The organism is Neolewinella xylanilytica, from assembly GCF_002934605.1.
Taxonomy (GTDB): domain Bacteria; phylum Bacteroidota; class Bacteroidia; order Chitinophagales; family Saprospiraceae; genus Neolewinella; species Neolewinella xylanilytica.
In genome coordinates this window covers 1,735,294-1,760,260 of the sequence record NZ_PTJC01000006.1, presented here as the reverse complement: position 1 = coordinate 1,760,260, position 24,967 = coordinate 1,735,294, and the positions used below count along the sequence as shown (strand labels likewise).

General features: G+C 60.1%; 21 protein-coding genes. 11 read left to right on the top strand and 10 right to left on the bottom strand.

Going from position 1 to position 24,967, the window contains the following annotated elements; translation table 11 throughout:
- Positions 1–58 precede the first annotated feature (58 nt).
- Entirely contained in the window at positions 59–2,131 is a 2,073-nt protein-coding gene (locus CLV84_RS16555) for a S9 family peptidase (RefSeq protein WP_104420867.1), read from the top strand.
- Positions 2,132–2,159: 28 nt separating this feature from the next.
- Here the strand turns inward: CLV84_RS16555 and CLV84_RS16550 are convergent, their stop codons facing one another.
- Both CLV84_RS16550 and ctlX read right to left on the bottom strand, forming a co-directional pair.
- Positions 2,160–3,353 carry a hypothetical protein gene (locus CLV84_RS16550; RefSeq protein ID WP_104420866.1) on the bottom strand — a complete coding sequence of 398 codons (1,194 nt, stop codon included), beginning with the start codon at positions 3,351–3,353 and terminating at the stop codon, positions 2,160–2,162.
- Between the two features lie 69 nt (positions 3,354–3,422).
- On the bottom strand, positions 3,423–4,346 hold the full coding sequence (gene ctlX / locus CLV84_RS16545; protein WP_104420865.1) for a citrulline utilization hydrolase CtlX: 924 nt from the start codon (positions 4,344–4,346) through the stop codon (positions 3,423–3,425).
- A gap of 140 nt (positions 4,347–4,486) precedes the next feature.
- Between ctlX and ggt the strand changes: the two genes are divergently transcribed.
- A complete protein-coding gene (gene ggt, locus CLV84_RS16540; protein WP_104420864.1) occupies positions 4,487–6,175 on the top strand; it encodes a gamma-glutamyltransferase in 1,689 nt (562 codons plus the stop codon).
- Between the two features lie 24 nt (positions 6,176–6,199).
- On the opposite strand, the gene CLV84_RS16535 is transcribed toward ggt, so the two are convergent.
- The 3 genes from CLV84_RS16535 to CLV84_RS16525 all read right to left on the bottom strand — a co-directional run bounded on the left by CLV84_RS16535 (position 6,200) and on the right by CLV84_RS16525 (position 9,795).
- The gene (locus CLV84_RS16535; protein WP_170067750.1) at positions 6,200–7,363 is read right to left on the bottom strand and encodes a M56 family metallopeptidase; all 1,164 of its coding nucleotides are present in this window, start codon (positions 7,361–7,363) and stop codon (positions 6,200–6,202) included.
- A 230-nt stretch (positions 7,364–7,593) separates the two neighbouring features.
- A complete protein-coding gene (locus CLV84_RS16530) occupies positions 7,594–7,971 on the bottom strand; it encodes a BlaI/MecI/CopY family transcriptional regulator (protein ID WP_104420862.1) in 378 nt (125 codons plus the stop codon).
- Between the two features lie 615 nt (positions 7,972–8,586).
- The gene (locus CLV84_RS16525; RefSeq protein ID WP_104420861.1) at positions 8,587–9,795 is read right to left on the bottom strand and encodes a pyridoxal phosphate-dependent aminotransferase; all 1,209 of its coding nucleotides are present in this window, start codon (positions 9,793–9,795) and stop codon (positions 8,587–8,589) included.
- 173 nt (positions 9,796–9,968) lie between these two features.
- Between CLV84_RS16525 and CLV84_RS16520 the strand changes: the two genes are divergently transcribed.
- Both CLV84_RS16520 and CLV84_RS16515 read left to right on the top strand, forming a co-directional pair.
- Positions 9,969–11,336 carry an MFS transporter gene (locus CLV84_RS16520; RefSeq protein WP_211295275.1) on the top strand — a complete coding sequence of 456 codons (1,368 nt, stop codon included), beginning with the start codon at positions 9,969–9,971 and terminating at the stop codon, positions 11,334–11,336.
- A gap of 290 nt (positions 11,337–11,626) precedes the next feature.
- Positions 11,627–12,031 carry an Hsp20/alpha crystallin family protein gene (locus tag CLV84_RS16515; RefSeq protein WP_170067749.1) on the top strand — a complete coding sequence of 135 codons (405 nt, stop codon included), beginning with the start codon at positions 11,627–11,629 and terminating at the stop codon, positions 12,029–12,031.
- 27 nt (positions 12,032–12,058) lie between these two features.
- On the opposite strand, the gene CLV84_RS16510 is transcribed toward CLV84_RS16515, so the two are convergent.
- From CLV84_RS16510 to mnmH, 3 genes are read right to left on the bottom strand one after another with little or no spacing between them, the layout of a single operon-like run.
- Positions 12,059–13,354 carry a TRAP transporter large permease gene (locus tag CLV84_RS16510; RefSeq protein ID WP_104420859.1) on the bottom strand — a complete coding sequence of 432 codons (1,296 nt, stop codon included), beginning with the start codon at positions 13,352–13,354 and terminating at the stop codon, positions 12,059–12,061.
- Positions 13,351–13,848: a TRAP transporter small permease subunit gene (locus tag CLV84_RS16505; RefSeq protein WP_104420858.1), complete on the bottom strand. Its 498-nt coding sequence runs from the start codon at positions 13,846–13,848 to the stop codon at positions 13,351–13,353. Before CLV84_RS16505 ends, CLV84_RS16510 begins: the two co-directional genes overlap by 4 nt.
- A 5-nt stretch (positions 13,849–13,853) precedes the next feature.
- Positions 13,854–14,870 carry a tRNA 2-selenouridine(34) synthase MnmH gene (gene mnmH, locus CLV84_RS16500; protein ID WP_104420857.1) on the bottom strand — a complete coding sequence of 339 codons (1,017 nt, stop codon included), beginning with the start codon at positions 14,868–14,870 and terminating at the stop codon, positions 13,854–13,856.
- 62 nt (positions 14,871–14,932) lie between these two features.
- Between mnmH and CLV84_RS16495 the strand changes: the two genes are divergently transcribed.
- The 5 genes from CLV84_RS16495 to gldF all read left to right on the top strand — a co-directional run bounded on the left by CLV84_RS16495 (position 14,933) and on the right by gldF (position 19,144).
- Positions 14,933–15,805, top strand: a complete 873-nt coding sequence (locus CLV84_RS16495; RefSeq protein ID WP_104420856.1) for an ATP-grasp domain-containing protein — start codon at positions 14,933–14,935, stop codon at positions 15,803–15,805.
- Positions 15,802–16,761 (top strand): succinylglutamate desuccinylase/aspartoacylase family protein, encoded by a 960-nt coding sequence (locus CLV84_RS16490; protein WP_245911538.1) that lies wholly within the window; start codon positions 15,802–15,804, stop codon positions 16,759–16,761. The genes CLV84_RS16495 and CLV84_RS16490 overlap by 4 nt, the downstream gene beginning before the upstream one ends.
- Positions 16,762–16,826: 65 nt before the next feature.
- A complete protein-coding gene (locus CLV84_RS16485) occupies positions 16,827–17,741 on the top strand; it encodes an ATP-binding cassette domain-containing protein (RefSeq protein WP_104420855.1) in 915 nt (304 codons plus the stop codon).
- Positions 17,742–17,764: 23 nt separating this feature from the next.
- Entirely contained in the window at positions 17,765–18,412 is a 648-nt protein-coding gene (locus CLV84_RS16480; protein WP_146088840.1) for a hypothetical protein, read from the top strand.
- The gene (gene gldF, locus CLV84_RS16475) at positions 18,413–19,144 is read left to right on the top strand and encodes a gliding motility-associated ABC transporter permease subunit GldF (RefSeq protein ID WP_104420853.1); all 732 of its coding nucleotides are present in this window, start codon (positions 18,413–18,415) and stop codon (positions 19,142–19,144) included.
- Positions 19,145–19,189: 45 nt separating this feature from the next.
- Here gldF and CLV84_RS16470 read toward each other — a convergent pair whose 3' ends face one another.
- Entirely contained in the window at positions 19,190–20,623 is a 1,434-nt protein-coding gene (locus CLV84_RS16470; protein ID WP_104421226.1) for a glycoside hydrolase family 30 protein, read from the bottom strand.
- Between the two features lie 148 nt (positions 20,624–20,771).
- Here CLV84_RS16470 and CLV84_RS16465 point away from each other — a divergent pair, with 148 nt between their 5' ends.
- Together CLV84_RS16465 and CLV84_RS16460 are read left to right on the top strand one after the other, a co-directional pair.
- Positions 20,772–22,670, top strand: coding sequence for a RecQ family ATP-dependent DNA helicase (locus tag CLV84_RS16465; RefSeq protein ID WP_104420852.1), 1,899 nt, complete (start codon positions 20,772–20,774; stop codon positions 22,668–22,670).
- Positions 22,667–23,755, top strand: coding sequence for a glycosyltransferase family 4 protein (locus CLV84_RS16460; RefSeq protein ID WP_104420851.1), 1,089 nt, complete (start codon positions 22,667–22,669; stop codon positions 23,753–23,755). The genes CLV84_RS16465 and CLV84_RS16460 overlap by 4 nt, the downstream gene beginning before the upstream one ends.
- Here the strand turns inward: CLV84_RS16460 and CLV84_RS16455 are convergent.
- Positions 23,752–24,930: a ribonuclease D gene (locus CLV84_RS16455; RefSeq protein WP_104420850.1), complete on the bottom strand. Its 1,179-nt coding sequence runs from the start codon at positions 24,928–24,930 to the stop codon at positions 23,752–23,754. The genes CLV84_RS16460 and CLV84_RS16455 overlap by 4 nt on opposite strands.
- Positions 24,931–24,967: the final 37 nt, after the last annotated feature.

Below are 24,967 nucleotides of genomic sequence, written 5' to 3'. Positions count from 1 at the left end.
CGCTATCGGTTGGCTGCGTTACTTTGCACCCGCGCTCCGCCGCAGAAAAAAACAGCATATGACCCCACCGAAGGCCCGTAAAGTCAAGAAAGAACTACTACTGCACGGCGATACCCGCTCCGACGACTACTACTGGATGAACGAGCGGGACAGTCCCGAAGTCATCGCCCACCTGGAAGCGGAAAACGCCTACTTCGAGGACAAGATGGCCCACCTGAAGCAGTTCCGGGAAGACCTTTTCCAGGAAATGAAGGGGCGGGTGAAGGAAGACGACAGCAGCGTACCCTACACCAACCGTGGCTACGTATACCTGACCAAGTATGAAAAGGGCGATCAATACCCCCGCTACTTCCGCCGGCCGGTGGAGGAGAGCGAGGATCAGTTGATGTTCGACGTCAATGAGATGGCCGAACCCTACGACTACTACCACATCGGGGGCATGGCCGTCAGCGACGACAACCGCTACGTGACCTACGGGGAGGATACGATCAGCCGGCGCATCTATACGATCCACATCAAGGATATGCTAACCGGACAGAACCTGCCCGATCAGATACCCAACACCACCGGCGGCAGCGTCTGGAGCGCCGATGGAAAGTATATCTTCTACTCCGTAAAGGACGAGGCCCTGCGCCCCTACAAAATCATGCGCCACGAACTCGGTACCGCTCCCCAGGATGACGTGGTCGTCTACGAAGAAACCGACGAAACCTTCCGCGCCTACGTCTACCGCAGTAAATCGCGGAAATATATCATCATCGGATCGGCCCAGACCGTGAGCACCGAATATCGCTTGCTGGAAGCGGATAACCCCCTTGGCGAAGCCCGCATCTTTCAGCCGCGGGAACGCAAACTGGAGTACGCGATCGAGCACATCGACGACCGCTTTTATGTCCTCACCAATCTCAATGCTGAAAACTTCCAGCTGATGGTGACCCCGGAAGACGCTACCGGAAAGGAACACTGGAAAACCGTGATTCCCAACCGGGACCACGTCCTGCTGGAAGGTATCGACGTCTTCCGGGACTTCCTGGTGGTGAGCGAACGCGACCGGGGCCTGAATAAGCTGCGCATCCGCCCCTTCGAGGGGGAAGAGCATTACATCGATTTCCAGGACGAGGCCTATATGGCCTACACCAGCGTTAATCCCGACATCGAAAGCGAGGTGGTCCGCTTCGGCTACCAAAGCATGACCACCCCGCCGAGCACCTTCGACTACGATATGCGGACGCGGGAGCAAACCCTCTTAAAACAACAGCCAGTGCTGGGCGACTTCGACCCGGAGAACTATGAAAGCCAGCGCGCCTTCGCCGGGGCGCGGGACGGCACGCAGGTGCCCCTGAGCATCGTGTACCGTAAGGGCACGCCAAAAGACGGTTCCGCGCCGCTGCTATTGTATGCCTACGGTAGCTACGGCCATAGTCTGGACCCGAGCTTCAGCATCACCCGACTTAGTCTGCTGGACCGCGGCATGATCTTCGTGATCGCCCATATCCGCGGCGGGGAAGAAATGGGCCGACGCTGGTACGAGGAGGGCAAGCTGCTGAAGAAAAAGAACACCTTCACCGACTTCATCGACGCCGGCAAGTGGCTGGTAGCACAGCAGTACACTTCCCCCGACTGCCTGTACGCCATGGGCGGCAGCGCCGGCGGCCTCCTGATGGGCGCCGTGGCTAATATGCAGCCGGACCTGTGGGCGGGGATCGTAGCCCAGGTACCCTTCGTAGACGTGGTTACCACCATGCTCGACGACAGCATTCCCCTTACCACCGGCGAATACGATGAGTGGGGGAACCCCAACGAAGAGGAATATTACCACTACATCAAAAGCTACAGTCCGCTAGACCAGGTTACCGCCCAGGCCTATCCGCCGATGCTGGTCACCACCGGCTACCACGATAGCCAGGTACAGTACTGGGAACCCGCTAAGTGGGTGGCCCGGCTCCGCGAACTGAAAACCGACGATAACGACATCCTCTTCCACACGAATATGGAGGCCGGTCACGGGGGCGCGTCCGGGCGCTTCGAGCAGATGCGGGAGACGGCGCGGGACTACGCTTGGGTGCTGGACCGGGCGGGGCTCGTAGAACGAAAAGCCCCCCTCCGGAATCTCCGGAGTGAGGGCAAATAACGGGAAATGACGACTAAGTTCGTCGAACTCATATCAGCTTGCGGCTATCCGCAAGCCGTTGCTGTAGAATGGGCTTGAGTACACTGGCGGCGTCGAGCACCAGCTGCTCGTCGGAGGGAAACTGCCGGGGGGTGTTGCCGATCCGTTGGCGGGATTCCCGGGAAAGTGCGCGCTTGTCCCCGTTGAACGTACTGGCGTAGTTTTCAAAGCGGGCTTCCGCGGTAAGCTCCTCGTCGTCCACTACCCTGCCCTGACGGACGTCGTAGAGTTGCATGCTACCGGAAACGATGGCCGTTTTTTGCTGTAATACTTCCACGACGCGTGCACTCACCCGGACGATCCTCGGTTGCTTGATGTCGTTACCTAAGGAATCTTTGGCTACGTTCCCCTTGTCATCCAGCACGTATTCTTCCCCGTCCGTGACTTCCTTTTCTTCGGTGTAGGACCGCTCGGATAACCGCTCCGGGCTGACGTCGATGTCACGGATCACCAGGCGGGCCCGGTAATCGTAGGTACCGTCGTCGGCCGGGCTCAAATTGTAGACATGCCAGCGATCGTCCATTTGGGCGGTTTGGATGCGGAGCAGTTCTTCCTCGAAGCCCCGCGGCAGGAAGGCCTGGCTTTCGTTAGCTAATTCCACGGCTACGTACACGCGGCCGAGCGCTTCGGCTTCCAGGGCGAGCTGTCGACTGTCCAAATGGTCCGGGCGGTAGCGCTCCACGGTTTCGAAGGTGCTCCAGGCTTCCCGGGCGGCGGCCTTGTCGCCGCTACGGCCCGCCGCTAGTAGCCTGACGGCTTCCGCGTAGAGCTGGTCGGCGGCCCGATCCTCGGCGTCTACCACGAGTTCCTCGGCGCGAACGAAGCGGAAGGTAGCCTTGCGCCCGTTTTTATCATAGAGGGGGAGCAGGGGCCGCAGGGCATCCTGGCGGCGCTTGATGTTATCGTAGATGGCATGGACACGCGTCCAGTCGGTGCCATTCTTCTGCTGCATGAACTCGGCGCGCTCCATGTCACGCTCGTTTGCGCGATTAACGGCCTGCTCGAGGGCGGCTACGAACTTGGGATTTTTCTTGTCCTTGCCGGTCAGCTTGCGCTGAGCCAGAGAAATCGCCTGCTCGTAGTTGCCACTTTCTACGAGATTGTCGACGGATTTACATCCGGGGGCGCTCAGAACCAGGGCACCCACCACTAGCAAAATTAGCGGTATCTGCGGGGCTTTCATGTCGTCTCATTTGTTACGAAACTACGGCTAGAGCTCCTACATTGTGTGATAACGCTTAGTTAAACCCGCTTAAGATTGGTTAAGGAAGATCTCCCCCAGCATACAGCGGGCACTACCACCGCCGTAGCGTTCGATGGTTTCCAAGGCCGCGTGGACGATCCGCATCCCTTCCGGTTCGACCAGAGCCTGCCGCTGGATTTCGTCCAGGCTGTGAAAAGCGGCGGAGGACATGATCCACACCGGCCCCTCCGGCGTGACGGCTTCCAGGGCATTGCCGGCGAAGTGATCGATCTGCTCTAGCGACAGGCCGATGATGCGTTTGCCACTCAGGGCGAGGCTTTCCCGCACCTTCGCCCGTTCGGCTTCGTCGCGGATGGCATCCAGGCAGATCAGGACGTCTTTCGTACCGATAGCCATCATCACGTTGGTATGGTAGATCACTTCTCCCCGCGCATCGTGGCCATGGAAGGTGATCGGTTGGTACTCCATGAGCTCGCACCAGCGGTGCAGGGCTTCCGGGCTACAGCGTTGGCTCAGACAGGCGTAGGCCACGCGGGCGCGTCGGTCGAGTAATACCGAACCCGTGGATTCCAGAAACAAATCTTCCGCCTCCCACACCGATAGATCTAGATGCTGAGTCACATCGAAGTTGTCCCGAAAGTACGTGAGGATATCCTCCCGGCGTTCGAGCCGCCGCTGGGGCCAGAAGCTAGGGTACGTGATGATCGTACCGTTTTCGTGAGTGGAGAACCAGTTGTTCGGAAACACGGCGTCCGGTTTGACGGGCTCGGGTTGGTCTTCGAAAACGTGGGTGGTTACGCCCACGCGGTTCAGCAGACCGACGAAATGGTCGAACTCCGCAATGGCCCGCCGGCCGATCTCGCGGAAGCTTTCGTTGGAGACGGGTTCCTGGAAAGAATTGTCCGCCACGGTTTCGCTGGCGCGGGCAAAATTAGCGGGGCGTACCAGCAGCAGGTGATTGGTGGTTTGCATGTCGTAAGGTTAGGTAAGGCGAAGTTGCAACCTATTCCGCTAGTAGCGAAATCGACGGTTGCTTCATTACATTGTGGGAGCAGTCTTCCGCTGGCCGGCGAGACGTGCTCGCCCATCCCTCACCCACTACACCCCGAAAAATGAAGCAGCTATACTTTCTACTTTGCTTATTACTAGTCGGTTGTCGCTCGGAACCTAAAGTCGACTACGAAGCACAGAAGTCCGCCACCTTTACCACGGCGGCCGTCGCGGGTCCCCATCCCCTGGCTACGCGTACGGCGGTAGAGGTACTACGTCGGGGGGGCAACGCCATCGATGCCGCGGTGGCCATGCAGTTTGCCATGGCGGTGGTCTTTCCCCGCGCCGGCAACATCGGCGGCGGGGGTTTCCTGGTTTACCGGGCCGCGGACGGAGCAACCCTCTCCCTGGACTACCGGGAAACGGCTCCGGCCGCCGCCAGCCGCGACATGTACCTGGATACGGCGGGCAACGTCACCGAAGGGTTGAGTACCCGCGGTCACCTGGCGGTGGGCGTACCCGGGACGGTGGCGGGCATCGCGGCCATGCACGAACGGCTGGGCACCCTGCCCTGGGCCGAACTGCTGCAGCCGGCCATCGACTTCGCCCGCGATGGCTACCGCCTAAGTGAATCGGAAATTGATCGCCTTAAGCGGTACCACGCGGACTTCAACGAATTCAACGAAACCACGCCTTTTTCCGACAGCACCTTGGGCGCCGGAGCGCAGGTAAAGCAGCCGGACCTGGCCGCCACGCTCATCCGCATCCAGGAGGCCGGTCGCGACGGGTTCTACACCGGGGAAACGGCCGACCTCATCGTAGCCGAAATGGAAAGTGGCGGCGGCCTCATCACCCGGGACGACCTGGCGGCGTACGCGCCAGCCTGGAAAGAACCGATTACGAAAGACTACAAGGGGTACCGGCTCCTTTCCATGCCTCCCAGCAGCAGCGGCGGCGTAGCCCTGGCGCAAATGGCCGAAATGGTGGAGCCCTACCCGCTGGGTGATTACGGTTTCCAGAGCGTGCGCTCGGTGCAGGTGATCGCCGAAGCGATGCGGCGAGCTTACGCCGACCGCGCGGAATACCTGGGGGATGCCAAATTTTACCCCGTGCCGGTGGATTCCCTGCTCGATGATGCCTATCTGCGGCAGCGCATGGCGGATTTCCGCTTCGATACTGCCGGCACCAGCGTGACTACCGTAGCCGGACAGGTAGCCATGAAAGAGAACTTCGAGACTACCCACATCAGCATCGTGGACAGCCTCGGCAACGCGGTCTCGATCACCACCACGCTCAACGGCAACTACGGTAGCAAGGTGATGGTGGACGGTGGCGGCTTCTTCCTCAACAACGAGATGGACGACTTCAGCGCCAAGCCCGGCGTACCGAATATGTTCGGCCTGGTAGGCAAGGAGGCCAACGCCATCGAGCCGGGCAAGCGGATGCTGTCGAGCATGACTCCCACCATCGTGGAGAAGGAGGGCGAGCTGTTCATGGTCATCGGCGCTCCCGGCGGATCGACCATCATCACCGCGGTGCTCCAGACTTTCCTGAACGTAGCGGAGTACGGTATGGAACTGCCCGAAGCGGTAGCCGCGCCCCGCTTTCACCACCAGTGGTTGCCGGACCAGATTCTGTACGAAACCGATGCCCTCGCCGGCGGGGTGCTGGATAGTCTGACGGAACTCGGTTACCAGTTTCGGGAAGTAAACTCGATGGCGGTCATCAAGGCCGTGCGGGTATTGCCCGACGGTAGCTTGCAGGCTGCGGCCGACCCCCGGAATCCGGATGACGACGTGGAGGGGTATTAAGAAAGGTATGCGGAAAAGCTCAGCTCAGCACCCTTCGACCTTGGGAACGGCTGGTCGGCCGCCGGCCTGGTGCAACAGCATGCTCTCCACGGCTGGCAGGTAATTACCCGTGTCGGGGCCTTCCGGAGTCGGGGCTTTCTTTTCAATCCATTCGTAGGTTCCGTCGCCTACGGGCCGCCAGATAGTGTGGAAGTATTTCTTCGTCCACAAATCGACCTGATAGTCGTGGATGCCGGCATTCTTAGCATTACCTAGCAGTCGGCTTTTGTGGTGATGCGCAAAATCTTCCGCAGTAAACTCACGGAGGGCATCATTGTCAATACGCGTTCCGTCCACCCAAATTCCGAAAACCTCGGGATCGCGCCATTCTACCAGATCCACATCCATTGGTGGGTTGGCCCGCATGGGCTTCATATTTGCCAGGACGCTTGCCGGAGGCGGAGGTGGCGGCAATATGGTATCGTGGCTAAACAACTCTACAATCTTCGCAGGCGAGGGAGTCGGGAAACCTAGTGTCGTTGGACTGGCTAAAAACGCGTCCGTCGATGCCGAAGTGCGCCCGCCGAGAGAAAGAGCGGCGAAGAGCGTTATTCCGAAAACGAAAGTATAGCTACTCAGGCGCCGTAGTGGTGAGGGTTTGGATTGGAGCATCATGGAGAAGCGTTTTTTAGTAAGGGAATAGTCGGCCGTACTGGCCAGGTAGAGCGCCGGGCCGGTATGCCGCAACGCGTTCAGTAGTTGTCGCTGGTAGTCCGCAACCGGATGACCCGACAGGATTACGGCCCGATCGGCCAGCAATTCGTGGTTTTGCGCCATACAGCGTGAGTATCGGTAAAGCAAGGGATTCCACCACCAGGCTGCGCAGAGCAAAGCCATCAGCAGGCGATCGAGGGAATGCACCTGCCGTGCGTGGGCGTGTTCGTGGGCGAGAACGGCCGGTGTTGGGCGGGCCGCCTGACCGTAGAAAACCCAGCGGAGAAAAGTATGGGGAGCAGTGGCGTCTGGCAGCACGACTTCCGTAATCCAACCGGCCGAGTGGTGCTTGCCGTGCCCAAGGCGTAGGCATACGTGAAATAGAAAGTAGATTACGCGGACCAACTGGTACATCACCCCGATTCCGTGTACCGTCCATAGGGAGAATGCCAACCAATTGATACGGGAAACCTTCTCGGTAACTGGAGTGACCATGAAAATGTCCGGATGGACCGTAACGAATGGCTCTGGAAAATCCTGGCCTACACTTGCCATGGTTGCGGCGGGCCATACGGGCAGATACGGTATCAGAAACGAAAGGGCTAACGAAGCCAGGAGGTACCACCTCTTAAAGTGACCCAAGGAGGTCCGATCGAGGACGACGTAGTAAGCGCCCAGGAATATTGCCTGTGCGGCCGCCACTTTTGCGAGGTACATCCAGGTGATCATTTGGTCTCCGCTATTTGGTCTTTAATCATACGCTGCAGTTCTTCCAATTCTTCCCGGGAGAGTTCCGCCTGCCCCGTAAGGAAGGAAGCGAACTCGAAGGAAGACCCGCCGAAAAATTGGTTGACCATGCCCCGAATACGGCGCCCGAAGTACGCCTCCTTGGAAATCTTCGGGAAGTACTGCCGGCTGTTACCGTGGGTCTCGTAGCCTACGAGATCCTTGTCTACCATCCGACGTAGCAGCGTAGCCACGGTGGTCTTTGCGGGCCTGGGCTCCGGGAGGTCGTCGAGCAATTCTTTCATATAGGCCCGGCGCAATTTCCAGAGGTGCTTCATGATGCCCTCTTCCGCGGGAGTAAGCTCTGCTTGTGACATTTGTAGTTATTGTTCTACAAATGTAGTGCATAAAGGGGTAAAATGCAAATCTCCTATTGGATAACGATGTTCATAGGTAGACGAGAGAATTCAGAAGCGTGGAGGAACCACCAGGCTCGGAGACCTACCCTCTCGGCTTAGCAAGCCTCGGCCTGGGAACGTGGCCGGCGGAATACGAGAATCCAGGGTCGAGCGCCTTCCAGGCCGAGACACGAAACGCACCATCTCGGCTAGCAGAGCCTCAACCTTGACAAATGACTGGCGGAATACGAAAATCCAAGGTCGAGCGCCTTCCAGGCCGAGACGCGAAACGCGCCATCTCGGGTTAGAAAGCCTCGACCTGGGAACGTGACTGGCGGAATACGAGAATCCAGGGTCGAGCGCCTTCCAGGCCGAGACATGAAACCCACGATCTCGGCTTAGCAAGCCTCGCCCTGGTAACGTAACCGGCGGGCAAGAAAAGACCAAGGTCGAGCGCCTTCCAGGCCGAGACGTGAAACGCATCATCTCGGCTTAGCAAGCCTCGCCCTGGGAAAGTGACTGGCCAGCAGGAAAATTCAAACGAACTACCGCCTTACAGTCCTAGATTACTTGTAGGCTTAGTAAGCGGACCAATCAGCTAAGCGTACCCAGGGCCGAAGCGATCCGCTCCACCGCCTGCTTCAGCTGCTCCTCACTGGCCGCGTAGCTGATCCGCAGGCAGTCGGCGGCACCGAAAGCGCCGCCACCGACCGTGGCGACGTGAGCCTTGACCAGGAGGTATTCCGCCAGCTCGTCGGCATCCTTGATGGTGGTTTCCCCGTCGGATTTGCCGAAGAAGGCGCTGACGTCGGGAAAGAGGTAGAAGGCACCCTGGGGGCGGTTCACCTTCATCCCTTCGATTTTTTCCAGTCCGTCGATGATCAACTCCCGCCGGCGGGCGAAAGCTTCCTTCATAGCCACGGTCGGGGCGAGATCGGTATTCAGCGCATGGGCACCTGCCGCCTGGGCGATGCTATTCGCGCCGCTGGTGTTCTGCCCCTGGAGCTTGGTGCAGGCGTCGGCGATATCCTGCGGGCCGCCGATGTAGCCGAGGCGCCATCCGGTCATGGCAAACCCTTTCGAAAAGCCGTTGACGGTGATGGTGCGGTCCTTTACCTCCGGGAAGGTGCCGATGCTGGCGTGGTCTCCGGTGAAGTTGATGTGCTCGTAGATCTCGTCGGAGACCACGTAGACGTCGGGAAAATCAGCCAGCATTTTAGCGATGGCTTCCAGTTCGTCGGCCGTGTATACCGAGCCGGTGGGGTTACACGGGCTGGAGAAGAGAATGAATTTGGTCCGGTCGGTGATCGCGTCCCGGATGGCCGCGGGCGTCACTTTATAATCCTGATCGATCCCCGCACCGACGATAACGGGCTTGCCGCCGGCTACTTCAACCATGGCCGAATAGCTAACCCAGAAGGGGGCCAGGATCACGGCCTCGTCACCCTCATCCAGCAGAGCGAAGCAGATGTTCGCGATGCTCTGCTTGGCGCCGTTGCTGACCACGATCTGGGAGGGAGCATAATCCAGCTTATTCTCCCGCTTGAATTTCTCGGAGATGGCCTTGCGGAGTTCCAGCGTTCCCGAAACGGGGGTGTACTTGGTCTGTCCGGCGTCCAGCGCCTTCTTGGCGGCCTCCTTGATGTGGTCGGGGGTATCGAAGTCCGGCTCTCCGAGACTGAGGCTAATCACGTCGTGGCCCTGAGCCATCACCTCCCGGCCCAATTGGGCCATGCGAAGGGTAGCGGACTCTTCCATGTTGCGGACGCGCTGGGATAAGAGGGAAGCGGTGGTTGTAGACATGCCGTACGGTGGTTTTGTGGGAAGCGCGAAGATAACCACCCCCGGGGCCAATTCCCCAGCGGCGGGCTGCGGAATAATTTGCACTTTTGACGGGAATTATAACTTCTAAGGGTTGAGGGGAGCTCCACCGGGTTCTACCTGTCCCAATTTTCCATTCAGTTCGTGTATCGGTCATGTCAACAATATCCATCGGCTCCTACAAGCCCCGGCTGGGGTTCTGGGAAATCTGGAACATGAGTTTCGGCTTTCTCGGTATTCAGTTTGGCTTCGCCCTACAGAACGCCAACGTCAGCCGCATTTTCGAAACCCTCGGTGCCTCGCCGGACGAACTGCCGATCCTATGGCTAGCCGCCCCGGTGACGGGTCTGCTCGTCCAGCCCATTATCGGCTATTACAGCGATCGCACCTGGAGCGAAAAATGGGGCCGTCGCCGCCCCTTCTTCGCGATCGGGGCAATCCTCGCCACGGTAGCCCTTTTCCTGATGCCTAACAGTACGGCCCTCTGGATGGCCGTCCTCATGCTTTGGCTCCTGGACGCTTCCATCAACATCAGTATGGAACCCTTCCGGGCCTTCGTCGGCGACATGCTCCCCAACGAACAGCGGACGAGCGGTTTTGCGATGCAGAGTTTCTTCATCGGCACCGGAGCGGTGATCGCCTCCGCCCTGCCCTACATCTTCACCAACTGGTTCGGGCTTACGAATACCGCGGCGGACGGGGCCATTCCCGATTCCGTCCGCTGGTCGTTCTACCTCGGCGGCATCGCCTACTTCAGCGCCGTGATGTGGACGGTCTTCAACAGTAAGGAATACCCACCCGACGACCTGGACCAACTGCGGGAAGAAAATGCGGCCCAGGGGATTTACGACGGCATCAAGGAATCCTTTCTCGGCATCTTTCGCATGCCGAAGACGATGGTGCAGCTCTCGGCCGTCCAGTTTTTTTCCTGGTTCGCCCTTTTCTCGCTTTGGATCTACATGACCCCCGCGGTCACCAGCCACGTTTACGGCACCAGCGACACCAACTCGGTAGCCTACAACGAGGGTGCCGACTGGGTCGGGATATGTTTCGCGGTCTACAACGGCGTAGCGGCCCTCGTTGCCTTCCTGCTACCCGTGCTTGCCCGCTACTTAAACCGCAAAATCACCCACCTGCTGGCCCTCTTCTGCGGTGCCCTCGGCCTCGGGAGCATTTACTTTGTCGGCGATCCCAAGCTGCTGCTGCTCTCGATGGTCGGCGTAGGTATCGCCTGGGCGAGCATACTCTCCATGCCCTACGCCATCATCAGTAGCATTCTTCCTCCCAACAAGATGGGCTACTACATGGGGGTTTTTAATTTTTTCATCGTGATCCCGCAGATCGTAGCAGCGGGTTTGCTCGGCTTCATCCTCACCACCTTCCTTGGCGGCGTGTCCATTTACGCGCTGTTGGTCGGAGCTGCCTCCTTCGCCCTTTCCGGCCTGCTGTGCCTGATCGTCGACGATAATGACGTGGCGATCGGCGATACGCCTCCGGAAATCCCCATCGAACCGATCACCTAGGTATCCCCCGCTATCGGCGGGCTTCGGGTCGAAACGGTAGAGGGCTCGGAGGCTTTTAGGGCGGCGGAGCGCGGGAGAAGCGCACCAGCCCCCCACCCTCATTCCAGTGGGTTGGGCCTTCTAGTGCCAGGTTAGCTCGATCCGATATCCAACGGGAGCGAAGCCGACCGGCGGGTGGATGATTTTTATCATTGCGAAGGCGGAGATACCGCAGCTAACACCCCCGGGGCGGGCGGTAAGTTGGTAGTAACAAAATACCACCACTCATGACAAACTGGAACCAACAAAGCATGAGCTCATTTTTTCCCAACATGGCCCGTTTCGCCAGCCCGCACGGACCGGTAGGAGACTGGCGGATGCAGATCGCCTTTCCGCCGGTCAACATCGCCCGGGAAGAAGAAGCCTTCGTCGTATCCCTCGCCGTACCGGGGTACGACAAATCCGACTTCACGATTTCGGCCACCAACGGGATGCTAACCGTCTCGGCCGAGCACGGGGAAAGTCTGGAGGAACAGACCGACGATTACCTCCACCGCGAATACGCCCGCCAGTCCTTCGAACGGCAGCTAACCTTACCCGCCGACACGATCGAGGAAGCCATCACCGCTACCTACGACAAGGGGATCCTGGTGATCACGGTACCCCGCCGGGCGGATGCCACGGATGTCAAAACAATAGAGGTAACGGTCGATTAGCTTGATCGGCTCGGAGTCTGGATTCCGTTACCTTACCCCAAGCCATTCCGGGAAGAAGATTACGGTAGCCAACAATAGTATCTGGATGATTAGGAAGGGTACGATGCCCCGGTACAGATGGCCGGTAGTCACCTCCGGAGGGGCTACGCCCTTTAGGTAAAACAGCGCGAAGCCGAAGGGAGGTGAAAGAAAGCTCGTCTGCAGGTTGATACCCAGCAGAATACCTAGCCAAATCAGGTCGGTACCGTAGGCGACGAATACCGGCGTGACTACGGGCACAATGATGAAGACGATCTCGATAAAGTCGATGAAGAATCCGGCAATGAACACGACCACCATCACCAATGCCAGGAATTGGTATTCGGGAAGGTCGCTGCGTTCGATCAGCGCAACCAGAAAACGATCGCCACCCAGCTCGCGAAAAACCAGGGAGAAGGTGGTGGCGCCCAGCAGGATCATAAAGACCATACTCGTTAGGTGGGTCGTATCCCGGCAGACCGTATCCAGGGTTGTCTTATCCAGCCGGCCTTGCGTCCAGGTGAGCAGCATGGCACCTGCCGCGCCGACGCCCGCCGCTTCCGTTGGGGAGGCCAGTCCGACGAGAATACTGCCCAGTACCGCCAGGATCAGCAGCAACGGCAGGAACAGACTCTGCAATACGTTCAACCAGAATTTCCGGTCGCGCGGCAGCGGTTCATCGCGTTCGGGAAACTTCTTCGGTCGCACTATTCCGAGCAACAGGATGTAAACAATATACGCGCCGACCAGCAGCAAACTCGGATAGAGCGCCGCCCGGAACAGGCTGCCGACACTCACCTGGAGCACGCTCCCCAGCAACACTAATACCACCGAAGGGGGAATGATCTGCCCCAGCGTACCCGAGGCGGCGATCACGCCCGTAGCGAGCGGTGCCGGATACCCCCGTCGCAGCATGGGCGGCAGGCTGATAAGCCCCATCGTAATCACCGTCGCCCCAACTATACCGGTAGAAGCCGCCAGCATGGCGCCCACCACCACCACGGAAATCGCCATGCCTCCGCGCACCCGCCCGAATAGGCCGGCCATGCTGCTGAGCATCCGCTCCGCCAGTCCGCTCTTTTCCAGCATGATGCCCATGAAGATGAAGAGCGGTACGGCCAGCAGTACGGAGTTTTCCATCACGCCCATCACCCGGTTCGGCAGCAGGGTGAGCACGTTCAGGTCGAGAAAACAAAGGGCGTAGATCAGGCTCAGGCCGCCCAGCGTGAAGGCCACCGGGTAGCCGTACAGCACCAGCAGGAAGATGCTGACGAACAGCAGCAGAGCGAGTGCGGCCAGACTCATATCCGGTCGGATTGCCGTAGCTGCCGGACGGCCCGCCACGCTTCGACCAGTCCCTGCAGGATGAGCAAGGCCGCGGCGAAGGGCACCACCGATTTGATCGGGAAGAAGTAGGGAAGCCCGTTCGGATTGGGGCTACCCTCCCCCGACGACCACGATTCGTAGGCATAGTTGGCGCTGGTGTAAAGCAGTACGATGGCCCAGGGAATCAGGAACAGGGCGGCACCGACCAAATTGACCATGCCCTTGTCGCGGGCGGTAAAGTCCTCGTAGAAGAGGTCCACCCGCACGTGGCGGTCTTGCTGGAGGGCGTAGGGAATGCCGAGCAGGAAGATGAGGGAAAATAGGTGCCATTCCAGCTCGATGACCCAGGCCGCCGTGAGGCTGAAGAACCAACGCAGGAGCACGTCGACCACCACGATCACGATGAGCAGGACGTTCAACCAGCCAACGGCGCGGCCGATGGAGGCTACCAGGCGGTCTATGGCGTCAACCATCGCTTTCACCGCAGCGCGAGGATTTCCCGGGCAATGACGGAGGGGTCCGCATCGCGGGCTAGGAAGCGAATCAACTCGGTGGCCCCTTTGCGATCGGCGTAGTGGGCGTAGGTCTTATCGTAATACACCAGGGCGATGCGAGCGGCTGCGGCGTAGTCCCGTTGGTCGAGTAGCTCCAGGGCCCGCTGCACGTGCTGACCGCCGAGTCGTTTACGAAGGCGCTTAAAGGCCTCCTTGAGTTCGTCGATCGGATAGCCCGCGTAGGCTGCTACCAGATTCGCTACCCGCCAGTCGTCGGCTTGAACTATTTCTACCACGGGGGCGGCCAGGAGCCGCTGGTAAAAGGCCTCCGGCTGGCAGACGGTGCCGATCATGCGGCTTTCATCTTCTACCCAAACTTCGTTCCCGGCCGGAATACCGTACAATTTCTCAAAGAGCAGATTCTCAAATGCCTCAGTCGTAGGCTGTTCGTCCTCTCCTATGGCACCGAAGGATGAACCTTTATGATTGGCCAGGCCTTCCAGATCGACCGTGGCCGCGCCCATCCGCGCCATTTCGTGGAGGATGCGGGTTTTCCCGGATCCCGTCGGCCCGCTGAGCACCCGGAGCGGGTGGTGCGGCTGCTCCAACCAGCCGCGGGCGTAGGTCCGGTAGGCTTTATATCCGCCCTCGAGTTGGTAGACCTCCATGCCCGCCTTGTCCAGGAGCCAGGCCACACTCGCGCTGCGCTGCCCGCCCCGCCAGCACTGCACGACCACCCTGCCGCCCGGTGCCAGGGTGCGGGCGCATTCGACGAGGTCGCGCATTTTCCCGCCGGCGATTTCCAGTCCGCGGAGGAGGGCCGAGTCCGGGCTATCTTGTTTGTACAGCGTACCGACTTCGGCGCGCTCATCGTCCGAAAACAGGGGTAAGGAAACCGCTCCGGGAGCGTGACCGTTCTGGTATTCGCCGGGACTACGCACATCGAGCAGGACGGGCCGGTCGTCCAGATTAAAGAAGCGTTCCACGGTCAGCGTTTTCATCGACGGCTCGGGTAAATCGTGTACCGCCCAAGATAGCCAAAAGGCGTCTTACCTTTGCCGCCATGCGGATTACCGTCTTCTCCCGTGGCCCCGGCCTGTACAGTACCCGCCGGCTCGTCGAAGCCGGCGAGCAGCGCGGTCATGCGATTAGCGTCGTCGACCATTCGCTCTGCAGCCCTTATGCGGACGGCGAAAAAAGCAGCATCCTGATGAACGGGCTGCCCTTCGACGAACCGGAAGTAGCTATCCCGCGGATCGGTGCCAATATCACCACCCGGGGCGTGGCCCTCATCCGCCAGCTGGATGTAATGGGCGTTCCCCACGTCCTGGATGCCAACGCCCTGTTACTGGCACGTGACAAAATGAGTTGCCTCCAGCGACTCACCCAGGAAGGGATCGGGGTACCCCGCACCGTGCTTTGCTTCAGTGTCTACGAGGTGCGCAAGGTGGCTAAGCGACTGGGCCCCTTCCCGGTGGTGGTGAAGCTCCTGGAAAGCACCCACGGAGTGGGGGTCGCCCTCGCCCATAACCTGTATCAGCTGGAACGGTTAGCGGAGGGATTCCTTCAGCTTCAGGACCGCATCCTGCTTCAGGAGTACATCCGGGAGAGCAAGGGCAGCGACCTGCGGGCCTTCGTGGTCGGCGACCGGATCGTCGCCGCGATGCAGCGAAAAGCCGTAGCCGGGGAGTTTCGCGCCAACATTCACCGAGGCGCCACCGCCACCCCCGTTACCCTCAGTCCGGAGGAGCAAGCCCTCGTGCTACGGGTGGCTTCCGTCATCGGCGTGGAGATTGCCGGGGTGGATCTCATCCACAGCCACCGCGGCCCGCTCGTGATGGAGGTGAACGCCAGTCCCGGACTGGAGGGCATTGAAGGAGCTACCCGGGTCGATATTGCCGGAGCCATTATTAGTTACGCAGAAAGCAAAGTATGAGCGACATTACGCCCCTGACGGTAGCGGACGGTGAGTTTTACCCCGGGCAGTCCGGCCTCGTGGAGCTAGTGGCCGGCCAGCTGCCCAGTGGCAACGAAGTATCGATTAAAGCCCACGTCTTCCGCAGTTTCCGCGACGGCCCCACCCTGCTCTTTATTGCCGGGGTCCACGGCGACGAGATCAACGGCGTGGAGATTCTACGGCGGGCGATCCGGCAAAAAATCTTTAGCAACATCATCGCGGGTACCGTAGTGGCGGTCCCCCTCCTGAACGTCTACGGCTTCAACAACTTCAGCCGCGACGTACCCGACGGCAAGGACGTCAACCGAAGCTTTCCCGGCACCGCCACGGGCTCGCTGGCCAGCCGCATCGCCGCCGGATTAAGCAAGAACCTGCTGGCTAATTGCGACCTGGCCGTCGACTTCCATACCGGCGGCCGCGGCCTGTTCAATTATCCCCAGATCCGTTATTCTCCCGGTGACCTCCAGGCATTCGAGGCGGCAAAACAATTCAATCCACCGGTGATGGTAGCCTCGAAGGCCCCTTCGAAATCGCTACGCCGATCCGCCCACAAATCCCTCGGCCTGAGCGTACTCACCTACGAAGGCGGAGAAAACCTGCGCTACGACGGTCACGGTATCGCCGAAGGGCTTGACGGGCTGCGCCGACTGCTCTATGCCCGGGGCATGGCCAAGCATCAGCCCGAAAGGCCGCAGCGGGAACCGCTGACCGTGAGCGCCAGCAGCTGGGTCCGCGCCAGCCGGGCGGGCCTCTTCCAATGGAGCAAACGAAGCGGGTTCGCCGTCCGCCGCGGAGAGCCGATCGGCATGATCTACGATCCCCACGGCATCAAACCGAGCAAACGGATACTGTCGCCCCGCGAAGGCTTTATCATCGGCCACAACAACGCCGCCGTTGTGAGCCAGGGCGACGCCCTGTTTCATATCGGCTACTAATTCGCCCGCTGCCAACGTTCTTCGTTTTCGAACTGTCTCTTGTCTGTTCCCTTAACTTCTCTACCATGTCTGTCACCGTAACCGATCTGACCAAGCTGTACGGCGAGCAGCGCGCCATCGATGGCATCAGTTTCCAGGCACGTTCGGGAGAGGTGCTGGGGTTCCTGGGCCCCAACGGCGCCGGCAAGACGACCACCATGAAGATCCTGACCTGCTACCTGAGTCAGAGTAGCGGAACGGCGGAGGTCTGCGGCCACTCCGTCGAAACAGATAGTTTGGCGGTACGCCGAATGGTGGGTTACCTGCCGGAGCATAATCCGCTCTACAAGGACATGTACGTCCGGGAATACCTCACCTTTGCCGCCGACGCCAACGGCATCCGCCGGCCCCGCCCGCGCATCGACGACCTGATCGATATGACCGGCCTGGGCCGGGAGGCCCACAAGCTCATCGGCGCCCTCTCCAAGGGTTATCGCCAACGGGTGGGACTGGCGCAGGCCATGCTGCACGATCCCGAAGTACTGATCCTGGACGAGCCGACGAGCGGACTGGACCCCAACCAGCTGGCCGAGATTCGGGTGCTGATCAAACGGCTTGGCAGTGAGAAAACCGTCATCCTGAGCACCCACATCATGCAGGAAGTCCAGGCGCTCTGCGACCGGGTTGTCATCATTGACCGGGGTAAGTTGGTGGCCGACGACCCCATCGACCGGCTGCAGCGGCGGCTTAACGGAGACACTTCCCTCCTGGTTCAATTCGACCGGGAGGTTCCGCACCTGGAACTACTGACCATCAAGGGAGTAAGCAGCGTGAAGCCAGGAAAAGAACCGTACGCCTATCGCCTCCTCTTGCGCGGGGATGCCGACCCGCGGGCGGAGGTCTTCCGCTTCGCGGTGGCCAAAAATTGCGTACTGCTCGGCATGGTCAGGGAAGAGCTTTCGGTAGAAGAAGTTTTCCGGGCCCTAACGGTGGCGGGATGATCGTACCTTACCTTTGGTCCATCATGCGCTGGTTCCTCCTCCTTTTCCCCCTCTGGCTGACCGCCCAACGGGAAGTTCCCCTCGACGCGGACTTCCGTTTCCACGATGGCGTGTACTTCACCCCGGAAGCCCTGCTGGCCAACGAGCCCGACGCTGACTGGAGCGACATCAGCGGGGAGATGGTGCAGCTTCCGGAAGACTTTCGCGTACAGATCGACAGTTTCGGATACAAACAGCGACGCTACACCCAGCCCTACGCTATCAGTCTGGACGGACTGCCGTACCTACTGGTACGCCGGGACGGCCAGCGGACGTTTTACGAATTTGCCGGCCTTCGTCAGGTGGGTCGGTACGCGACCGTGCGCTACGATACGGTTATGCATACCCGCCAACTCATGCGGGCCTATAACCCCGCCACCGGCCGTCCTTTTCGCGAAGGGTGGGTGGAGCGCAACCGCCGCCGCGAGGTACACCGCATCGTCGACATGGTCACCGGGCACCGCTACCCCCTCGAACTGCCTACCGTTAGACAGCTGGTGGCTACGGAACGGGATATTCACGACGCCCTGAACCGCTCTTCGTCGGAAGAAGAAGCCAGGATGATTCGCGCCCTAGTACTGTACAACGAGCGGCATCCGTTGCTAATCCCCCTACAGCAAGCCAACGATTAGATGACCGCCATTTTCCGCAAGGAGCTCAATGCCTTTTTCGCCAGCCTCATCGGGTACGTGGTTATCGCGGTATTCCTGATCGTCATGGGGCTTTTCCTGTTCGTTTTCCCCGACACCAGCCTCATCAACTACGGCTACGCCACGCTGGGCCCCTTCTTTTCCCTGGCCCCCAATGTGCTCCTGTTCATCATTCCGGCCATTTGCATGCGGGCCTTCGCGGAGGAACGGCAAACGGGCTCCATCGAATTGCTGGTTACCCGACCGCTGCGGGACATCGATATCGTGATGGGTAAGTTCCTGGCCTGCCTGACCCTGGTGGTGATCGCCCTGGTCCCTACCGTCCTGTATTATTACACCATTTACCAACTGGGCGAACCAGTGGGCAACATCGACACCGGCGGCACTATCGGCAGCTACCTCGGCCTGCTTTTTCTGAGCATGGCTTTCGTGGCGATCGGTTTATTCGCCAGTTCCCTGACGACCAATCAAATCGTCAGCTTCCTCCTCGCGCTAGCCATCACCTTCTGGTGCTACTTTGGCTTCGACTATCTGGCATCCCTCCCCGTCTTCTACGGCAACGGCGACGCCTTCATCGGCAGCCTGGGCATGCAGGAACACTTCGAAAGCCTCGGTCGCGGCCTCATCGATACGCGGGACGTCATCTACTTTCTCAGTATAACCGCCTTCTTCATCCTGCTGACGGTACTGAGCCTGGAGCGGCGCAAATGGTAGGGGGCGCCGGAGCGCGGGAGCAAAATCCTCCCGGAAAACGTCGACCTAGAACGCGGCCGCCGGTATGCTAAAGGTGCCCACCGCGCCAGCGTCCAGGCGGACCGGCATGCTACGCTGCCGGCTTCCGATATCGAAACTAACGGGCGCGTCTCCGTCGTTCAGGACGACAACTACTACCCGGTCGTCCGGCGTCAGGAAGGCCACGTTCGGTAGGCTGGGATTTTCTCGGCTGTCGATCCGGTACGAACCGGGCGGAACCGCGCGGGAGGCGTGGCCGATGATGTAGTAGGCCGTATTGCGGTGCACGTTTCCGTTCTCGATCGTCAGGGCTCCGAGACAGCGGGAACAGCCGCCCTCGGTGTGGGGATCCTGATTGGCGTCCGCGGCGAGGTTCCACTCCAGTACGGTTTCCGCCCAGTTACGGGTGGCGCCGATAATGAGTTCGCGAACGTGCCAGCGCAAGTCCTCGGCAAAATCGCCCGGGGCGCCGATCCACTGCTCCGTGAAGTAGAGGTGTTTGTCGGGAAAGGCGCGGTGTACTTCCGTCAACGCGTCAATGCTTCCGCCGTACAGGTGAAAGGCGGAGCCGTCGACGTAGGGGCGGGCGGTCGAGTCTTTCAGGATGGTCAGGGGATAGTCGGGCCGGTCGGCGTTGTGGTCGTAAATGACGATACGGGTATCGATGCCGGCTTCGGCGAAGGCCGGGCCCAGGTGCTTGCCCACGAATTCCGCCTGGTCCTCCGGCAGCATCAACAAACTGGGGTTGTTGCCCGGGTGCAGCGGTTCGTTCTGTACCGTTATCGCATCGATCGGAATGCCTTCCGCTGCCATACCCTGTATGTACTTCACGAAGTAGCGCGCGTAGGCCGGGTAAAATTCCGGAAGCAGGCTCCCTCCCTTCGAGGTCCGGTTATCCTTCATCCACACCGGAGGCGACCACGGAGAGGCCATCAGGCGGATATCCGGGTTGATCTCCAGTATCTCTTTAAGTACCGGAATCAGATGGCGGCGATCGGGATCCAGGGAAAAAAGCCTCATTTCCGGGTCGGTCTCCCCCGGAGGTAGGTCGCTGTAGCTGAATACGGCGGGATCGAGATCGGAGGCACCCAGGCTCAACCGCAGGTAACTGACCCCAAGGGCGCTATCATGGTTAGCGAAGAGCTCCTCCAGGAGCTCGCGCCGCCGTGCGTCCGGCAACTCGTGAATGAGTTGGGCACTGCCGCCGGTGAGGGTATACCCGAAGCCCTGCACTTCCTGGTAGCGCAAGGACGGGTCGACGAGTACCTCCGGAACCGAATCCCCGACGGGTACGAGCTCGATAGGTCCCCGTACCTCCAGCAGTTCCGAACTGTCCGCGGTGGTGACCCAGGCCCGGGCTAATCGATCGGTGGGCGCCAGCAGGTCCACTTCCTCCAGCCGGGGGCGGCAGGTCGTCAGCGTCACCGCCGTGCTAAGTAGGAATAGGTATCCGTACCGCATGAAATTCATTTTGCAGTAAAATTGGTGGACGGTCCCCATTGTTTAGCCAGCCGACTTGCTCCTCCCGGTCTCCGGCGAAAAGGCAAGTCTCCGGTGACTGAGGGCAATTTTACCGACCTTCGTCGCACCCGCGCCCCGCCGCCCACTTATGCAGCAACCGCAAGACATCCTCCGACAGTACTGGGGCTACCCCGCATTCCGTCCGCTGCAGGGGGAAATCGTCGACCACGCGCTGTCGGGAAAGGATACCCTGGCCCTGCTGCCCACGGGCGGCGGCAAAAGCGTCTGTTTCCAGGTGCCCGCGCTGGTCCTGGACGGAGTCACCCTGGTGGTCTCGCCCCTGATCGCACTGATGAAGGACCAGGTACGCCAGCTCCGCGAACGGGGCGTCGTGGCCGAAGCCGTGTACAGCGGGATGCGAAACACCGATATCGACCGCATCTTCGATAATGCCGTCTACGGCAATACGAAGCTACTGTACCTGAGTCCGGAACGCCTGATCACCGACCTGGCCCGCGAGCGCATCCGACGCATGCCGCTGGCGATGGTGGCGGTAGACGAAGCCCACTGCATCAGCCAGTGGGGGTATGACTTCCGGCCGCCCTACCTCCGGATCGCGGAGTTGCGGGAACTGCACCCGGAGGTGCCCTTCATCGCCGTGACGGCTACCGCTACCCCCGAAGTTATCGAAGACATCCAGGAGAAACTGCAATTCGGGAAAGGCGCCCGGGTTTTCCGGCAAAGCTTCGCGCGGGATAACCTGGCCTACATTGTCCGCCGGCCCCCGGGCAAGGAAGACCAGGTGCTGGAAGTACTCAAGGGCGTTGCCGGCACGAGCATCGTGTACGTCCGCAGCCGCGGGTTGACGAAAGAGATCGCTCATAAATTGGGCAGGCGGGGCATCTCCGCCGGGGCCTACCACGCCGGACTAGAGCCGGAAGACAAGGATAAGAAACAGGCGGACTGGATCGACGACAAGCTGCGAGTCATCGTGGCGACCAACGCCTTCGGGATGGGCATTGACAAGCCGGACGTACGAACGGTGATCCACTACGGTCCGCCGGACAGTCCCGAAGCATACTTCCAGGAAGCGGGGCGGGGTGGACGGGACGGGAAACCCGCCTACGGGGTGGTGCTTTATCACCCCAGCGACGGCGAGCGGCTGATCCGCAACTGGGAACACAGCTACCCCCCCGTGTCGGAAGTCAAGCGGATGTACCGGGCGTTGGGCAGCTTCCTCCAGCTGGCCGTGGGCGGCGGAAAGGGAGAAGCTTTTGATTTCGACCTGACGGGGTTCGCCCGCAACTTTGGCTTCGATGTCCGTCAGGCTTACAGCGGACTCAAGGCCCTGGAAAAGAACGGGTACATACTCCTTACCGACGATATGCGCCAGAGTGCTTACCTGCAATTTATCGTCCGCAAGGAACAGCTGTACGATTACCAGATCAAGAACCCGCAGGTCAACAAGCTAGTCAAATCGATCCTGCGCACCACCCAGGGAGCCTTTCTCAACCCCGTGCAATTGCGGGAAGGCGCACTGGCTAACTTCCTGGGCATCACGGCGGAAGACCTGCGCCGGGTATTCAGGAAAATGCAGTCCGAGGGCATCATCGATTACACCCCGGAGCGAGAGGGGCCGCAGCTGGTCTTCCTCGAGGAGCGCATCGACCCCGATAACCTGCGCATCGACGAAAAGCAGTACAACTTCCTGAAGGAGCGGGCGCGCCACCGCATCGATACCATGATCGCCTACTGCGAATCCGACGAGCACTGCCGCTCCCAGCAGCTGCTACGGTACTTCGGGGAGACGGATGCGCCGGTCTGTGGCATCTGTGACGTGTGCCGCCGCCGGAAAACCACCCTGCCCGACCGGAAGACGGTGTACGAAACCCTCCGCGCCCGCATCGAGGCCGAAGGAGACCTGGAAATGCGGGAGGTGCTCACCAGCTTTGGACGCCTCCGCTCCCGCGACCTGGCGGAGGTGTTGCAGGACCTGCTCAACGAGGGGCTGCTAATCAAGGACGCCAACAAACTACGTCTGCCGTGAGGATCGTCTGCCTGGTAACCAACGACCTCAGTCACGATCAGCGGATGGATCGGATCTGCAGCAGCCTGCAGGCGGCCGGTCATGCGGTCACCCTGGTCGGTAGATGGCTCCCGGAAAGTCCGCCGCTTCCGGAAAAGACGTACCGACAGCACCGGGTCCGCTGCCGCTACAACGTGGGCAAGCGCTTCTACGGCGAGATTAACTGGCGGCTCTGGCGGACGGTCCGCAACTGGGATTACGACGTCATCTGCGCCGTCGATTTGGATTCCCTCTTGGCGGGGACCTTACTCCACCGACCGGGAACCAAGCTGGTGTATGATGCCCACGAGTGGTTCAGCGAGACGCCCGAAGTCGCCCCCCGGCCGCTGATCCGCGGCACCTGGCGCGGACTGGGCCGCGCCCTCGTACCGCGTACCGATGCCCGCTATACCGTGGGCCCGGAGCTAGCCAAAATGCTGGAAACGGACTACGGGGTGGCGTTCGATACGGTAAGAAACGTACCGCGCAGGGGTCAATATTTAAATAAGGAAAATACTGGAGGAGTAATCCTTTACCAAGGTATGCTTAATCCGGGCCGCGGCTTGGAAGTGGCAATAGGGGCCATGCAGTTCCTACCCGATCATGCCCTGTGGATTGTCGGATCGGGCCCCGAGCGGGCGCGGTTGGAGGAATTGGCGGCTGGTATGGGCATCGTTGACCGCGTACGGTTCGTGGGCTTCCAGCCACCCGAAAAATTACCGGAGTTCACCCTTCAGGCCTGGCTGGGCATCAATCTGTTGCGCGCCGACAGTCAAAGCTATTATTACAGCCTGGCGAATAAGTCGCTGGATTACATCCAGGCCCATTTACCCAGTATCCAGATGGACTATCCCGAATACCGGGCATTGCACGATCGGTACCAATGCTTTTCCCTGTTGCCGGAACTCTCCGCACCCGCGCTCGCCGCCCAAATTCGGGCACTCGCCGAAAACCCTGAGGCTTACCGGCAGCTGCAGACCAACTGCCGGCTCGCCGCGGAGGAGCTGTGCTGGGAGCGGGAGGAAGCTAAACTGCTGGCGATCTACGCGGGGTTGACCGTGGACTAATCGAACTTCAGGGCGATCTTGCCGCCTTCGATGCTGAGCTTGAGTTCGTCGAAGTGCTTCAGCCACTCCACGAAATCGTCGCCGAGCAATTCCCGGCGCCATCCGGACCCGAGAATGGAGCGGCGCACGGCGGCTTCCTGCTTCATCCGCCGGATGGCATTGCGGGGCATCACGAGAGCGTGGCTGATGTCGGCTTCGCTGGCGCGGTACTTCATCAGCAGGTAGAGCAGTTCGACGATCATATCGTCTTCCTCGTCATCCTGAATGTTGCGCTGGATCTGCTGCACGACCTCCATTTCTTGATCCGTAGCCGGTTCGGTATACATCTCCACGAACAGGTCGCCGTAGCGCTGCACCGTCTTGCCGGGCAGGCGGCGGTTCTGCTTCATGCTTTCGGTGCCGCCACGGACGCCACGGACGAGCTGGCCGATGATCTTTTTGGGCAGGATCATCTCCTTGCTGTAGTTACGCTGCTCGGCGAGTGAACGCCGCCATTCGTACAACCGCAGCAAAAACACCTTTTCCTTGGTACGGCTGGATTTGGCGATGTTGCTGTTGAGCAGTTCGTGGTGGGGATCGCGGTAGAAGTAGTCCTCCTCCGTCATGAGGGCGCATTCCTCTAGGGCCCAGTCCAACCGACCGTTTTTCTCCAGCTTCGCGGTGATCGTATCGTATAACTCCCGGAGGTAGACGACGTCGTAGAGCGCGTACTTGAGTTGCTTTTCGCTCATCGGGCGTTGCGACCAGTCGGTGACGGCGTAGCCCTTGCCCACGCTGTTGCCGGTTTCGGCCTCGACGAGCTTGGCGAAGCTGATCGGATAGCGGTGGCCGATGAAGGCGGCGGCGACCTGGGTATCGAAGACGTTTTGGGGCACGATACCGTGACTGCGGTAGAGCAGCCGGTAATCGTTGTCGCCGGCGTGGGTGACCTTGACGATGTCGGGGGACTCGAGCAGGAGCAGAAAGGGCTTCAGGTCCTTCACCGCCAGCGGATCGAGGAGGTAATAGCCGTGCTCGGTGCTGATCTGGATCAGGCAGAGCAGCGTATGGTAGCGCTTCTCGCCGATGAATTCGGTGTCGAAGCCCATCCAGCCGACATCCTGATTTTTTTGGAAGAATTCGTCTAACCCTTCCTGGGTATTAAGTAGAGTATAGTCAATACCGCCGACGGTCATACAAAGAATGGATTTGGTGCGTTGTGGTGACGCAAGG

What these genes read in the sequence shown, in the direction of transcription:
- CLV84_RS16480 (WP_146088840.1), top strand. Translation starts at nt 17,765, where the DNA reads ATGCGCTGGTTCCTCCTCCTTTTCCCCCTCTGGCTGACCGCCCAACGG.
- CLV84_RS16455 (WP_104420850.1), bottom strand. Translation starts at nt 24,930, where the DNA reads ATGACCGTCGGCGGTATTGACTATACTCTACTTAATACCCAGGAAGGG.
- CLV84_RS16515 (WP_170067749.1), top strand. Translation starts at nt 11,627, where the DNA reads ATGAGCTCATTTTTTCCCAACATGGCCCGTTTCGCCAGCCCGCACGGA.
- CLV84_RS16485 (WP_104420855.1), top strand. Translation starts at nt 16,827, where the DNA reads ATGTCTGTCACCGTAACCGATCTGACCAAGCTGTACGGCGAGCAGCGC.
- CLV84_RS16525 (WP_104420861.1), bottom strand. Translation starts at nt 9,795, where the DNA reads ATGTCTACAACCACCGCTTCCCTCTTATCCCAGCGCGTCCGCAACATG.
- gldF (WP_104420853.1), top strand. Translation starts at nt 18,413, where the DNA reads ATGACCGCCATTTTCCGCAAGGAGCTCAATGCCTTTTTCGCCAGCCTC.
- ggt (WP_104420864.1), top strand. Translation starts at nt 4,487, where the DNA reads ATGAAGCAGCTATACTTTCTACTTTGCTTATTACTAGTCGGTTGTCGC.
- CLV84_RS16490 (WP_245911538.1), top strand. Translation starts at nt 15,802, where the DNA reads ATGAGCGACATTACGCCCCTGACGGTAGCGGACGGTGAGTTTTACCCC.
- CLV84_RS16555 (WP_104420867.1), top strand. Translation starts at nt 59, where the DNA reads ATGACCCCACCGAAGGCCCGTAAAGTCAAGAAAGAACTACTACTGCAC.
- CLV84_RS16530 (WP_104420862.1), bottom strand. Translation starts at nt 7,971, where the DNA reads ATGTCACAAGCAGAGCTTACTCCCGCGGAAGAGGGCATCATGAAGCAC.
- CLV84_RS16550 (WP_104420866.1), bottom strand. Translation starts at nt 3,353, where the DNA reads ATGAAAGCCCCGCAGATACCGCTAATTTTGCTAGTGGTGGGTGCCCTG.
- ctlX (WP_104420865.1), bottom strand. Translation starts at nt 4,346, where the DNA reads ATGCAAACCACCAATCACCTGCTGCTGGTACGCCCCGCTAATTTTGCC.
- CLV84_RS16535 (WP_170067750.1), bottom strand. Translation starts at nt 7,363, where the DNA reads ATGGTCACTCCAGTTACCGAGAAGGTTTCCCGTATCAATTGGTTGGCA.
- CLV84_RS16505 (WP_104420858.1), bottom strand. Translation starts at nt 13,848, where the DNA reads ATGGTTGACGCCATAGACCGCCTGGTAGCCTCCATCGGCCGCGCCGTT.
- mnmH (WP_104420857.1), bottom strand. Translation starts at nt 14,870, where the DNA reads ATGAAAACGCTGACCGTGGAACGCTTCTTTAATCTGGACGACCGGCCC.
- CLV84_RS16495 (WP_104420856.1), top strand. Translation starts at nt 14,933, where the DNA reads ATGCGGATTACCGTCTTCTCCCGTGGCCCCGGCCTGTACAGTACCCGC.
- CLV84_RS16520 (WP_211295275.1), top strand. Translation starts at nt 9,969, where the DNA reads ATGTCAACAATATCCATCGGCTCCTACAAGCCCCGGCTGGGGTTCTGG.
- CLV84_RS16470 (WP_104421226.1), bottom strand. Translation starts at nt 20,623, where the DNA reads ATGCGGTACGGATACCTATTCCTACTTAGCACGGCGGTGACGCTGACG.
- CLV84_RS16510 (WP_104420859.1), bottom strand. Translation starts at nt 13,354, where the DNA reads ATGAGTCTGGCCGCACTCGCTCTGCTGCTGTTCGTCAGCATCTTCCTG.
- CLV84_RS16465 (WP_104420852.1), top strand. Translation starts at nt 20,772, where the DNA reads ATGCAGCAACCGCAAGACATCCTCCGACAGTACTGGGGCTACCCCGCA.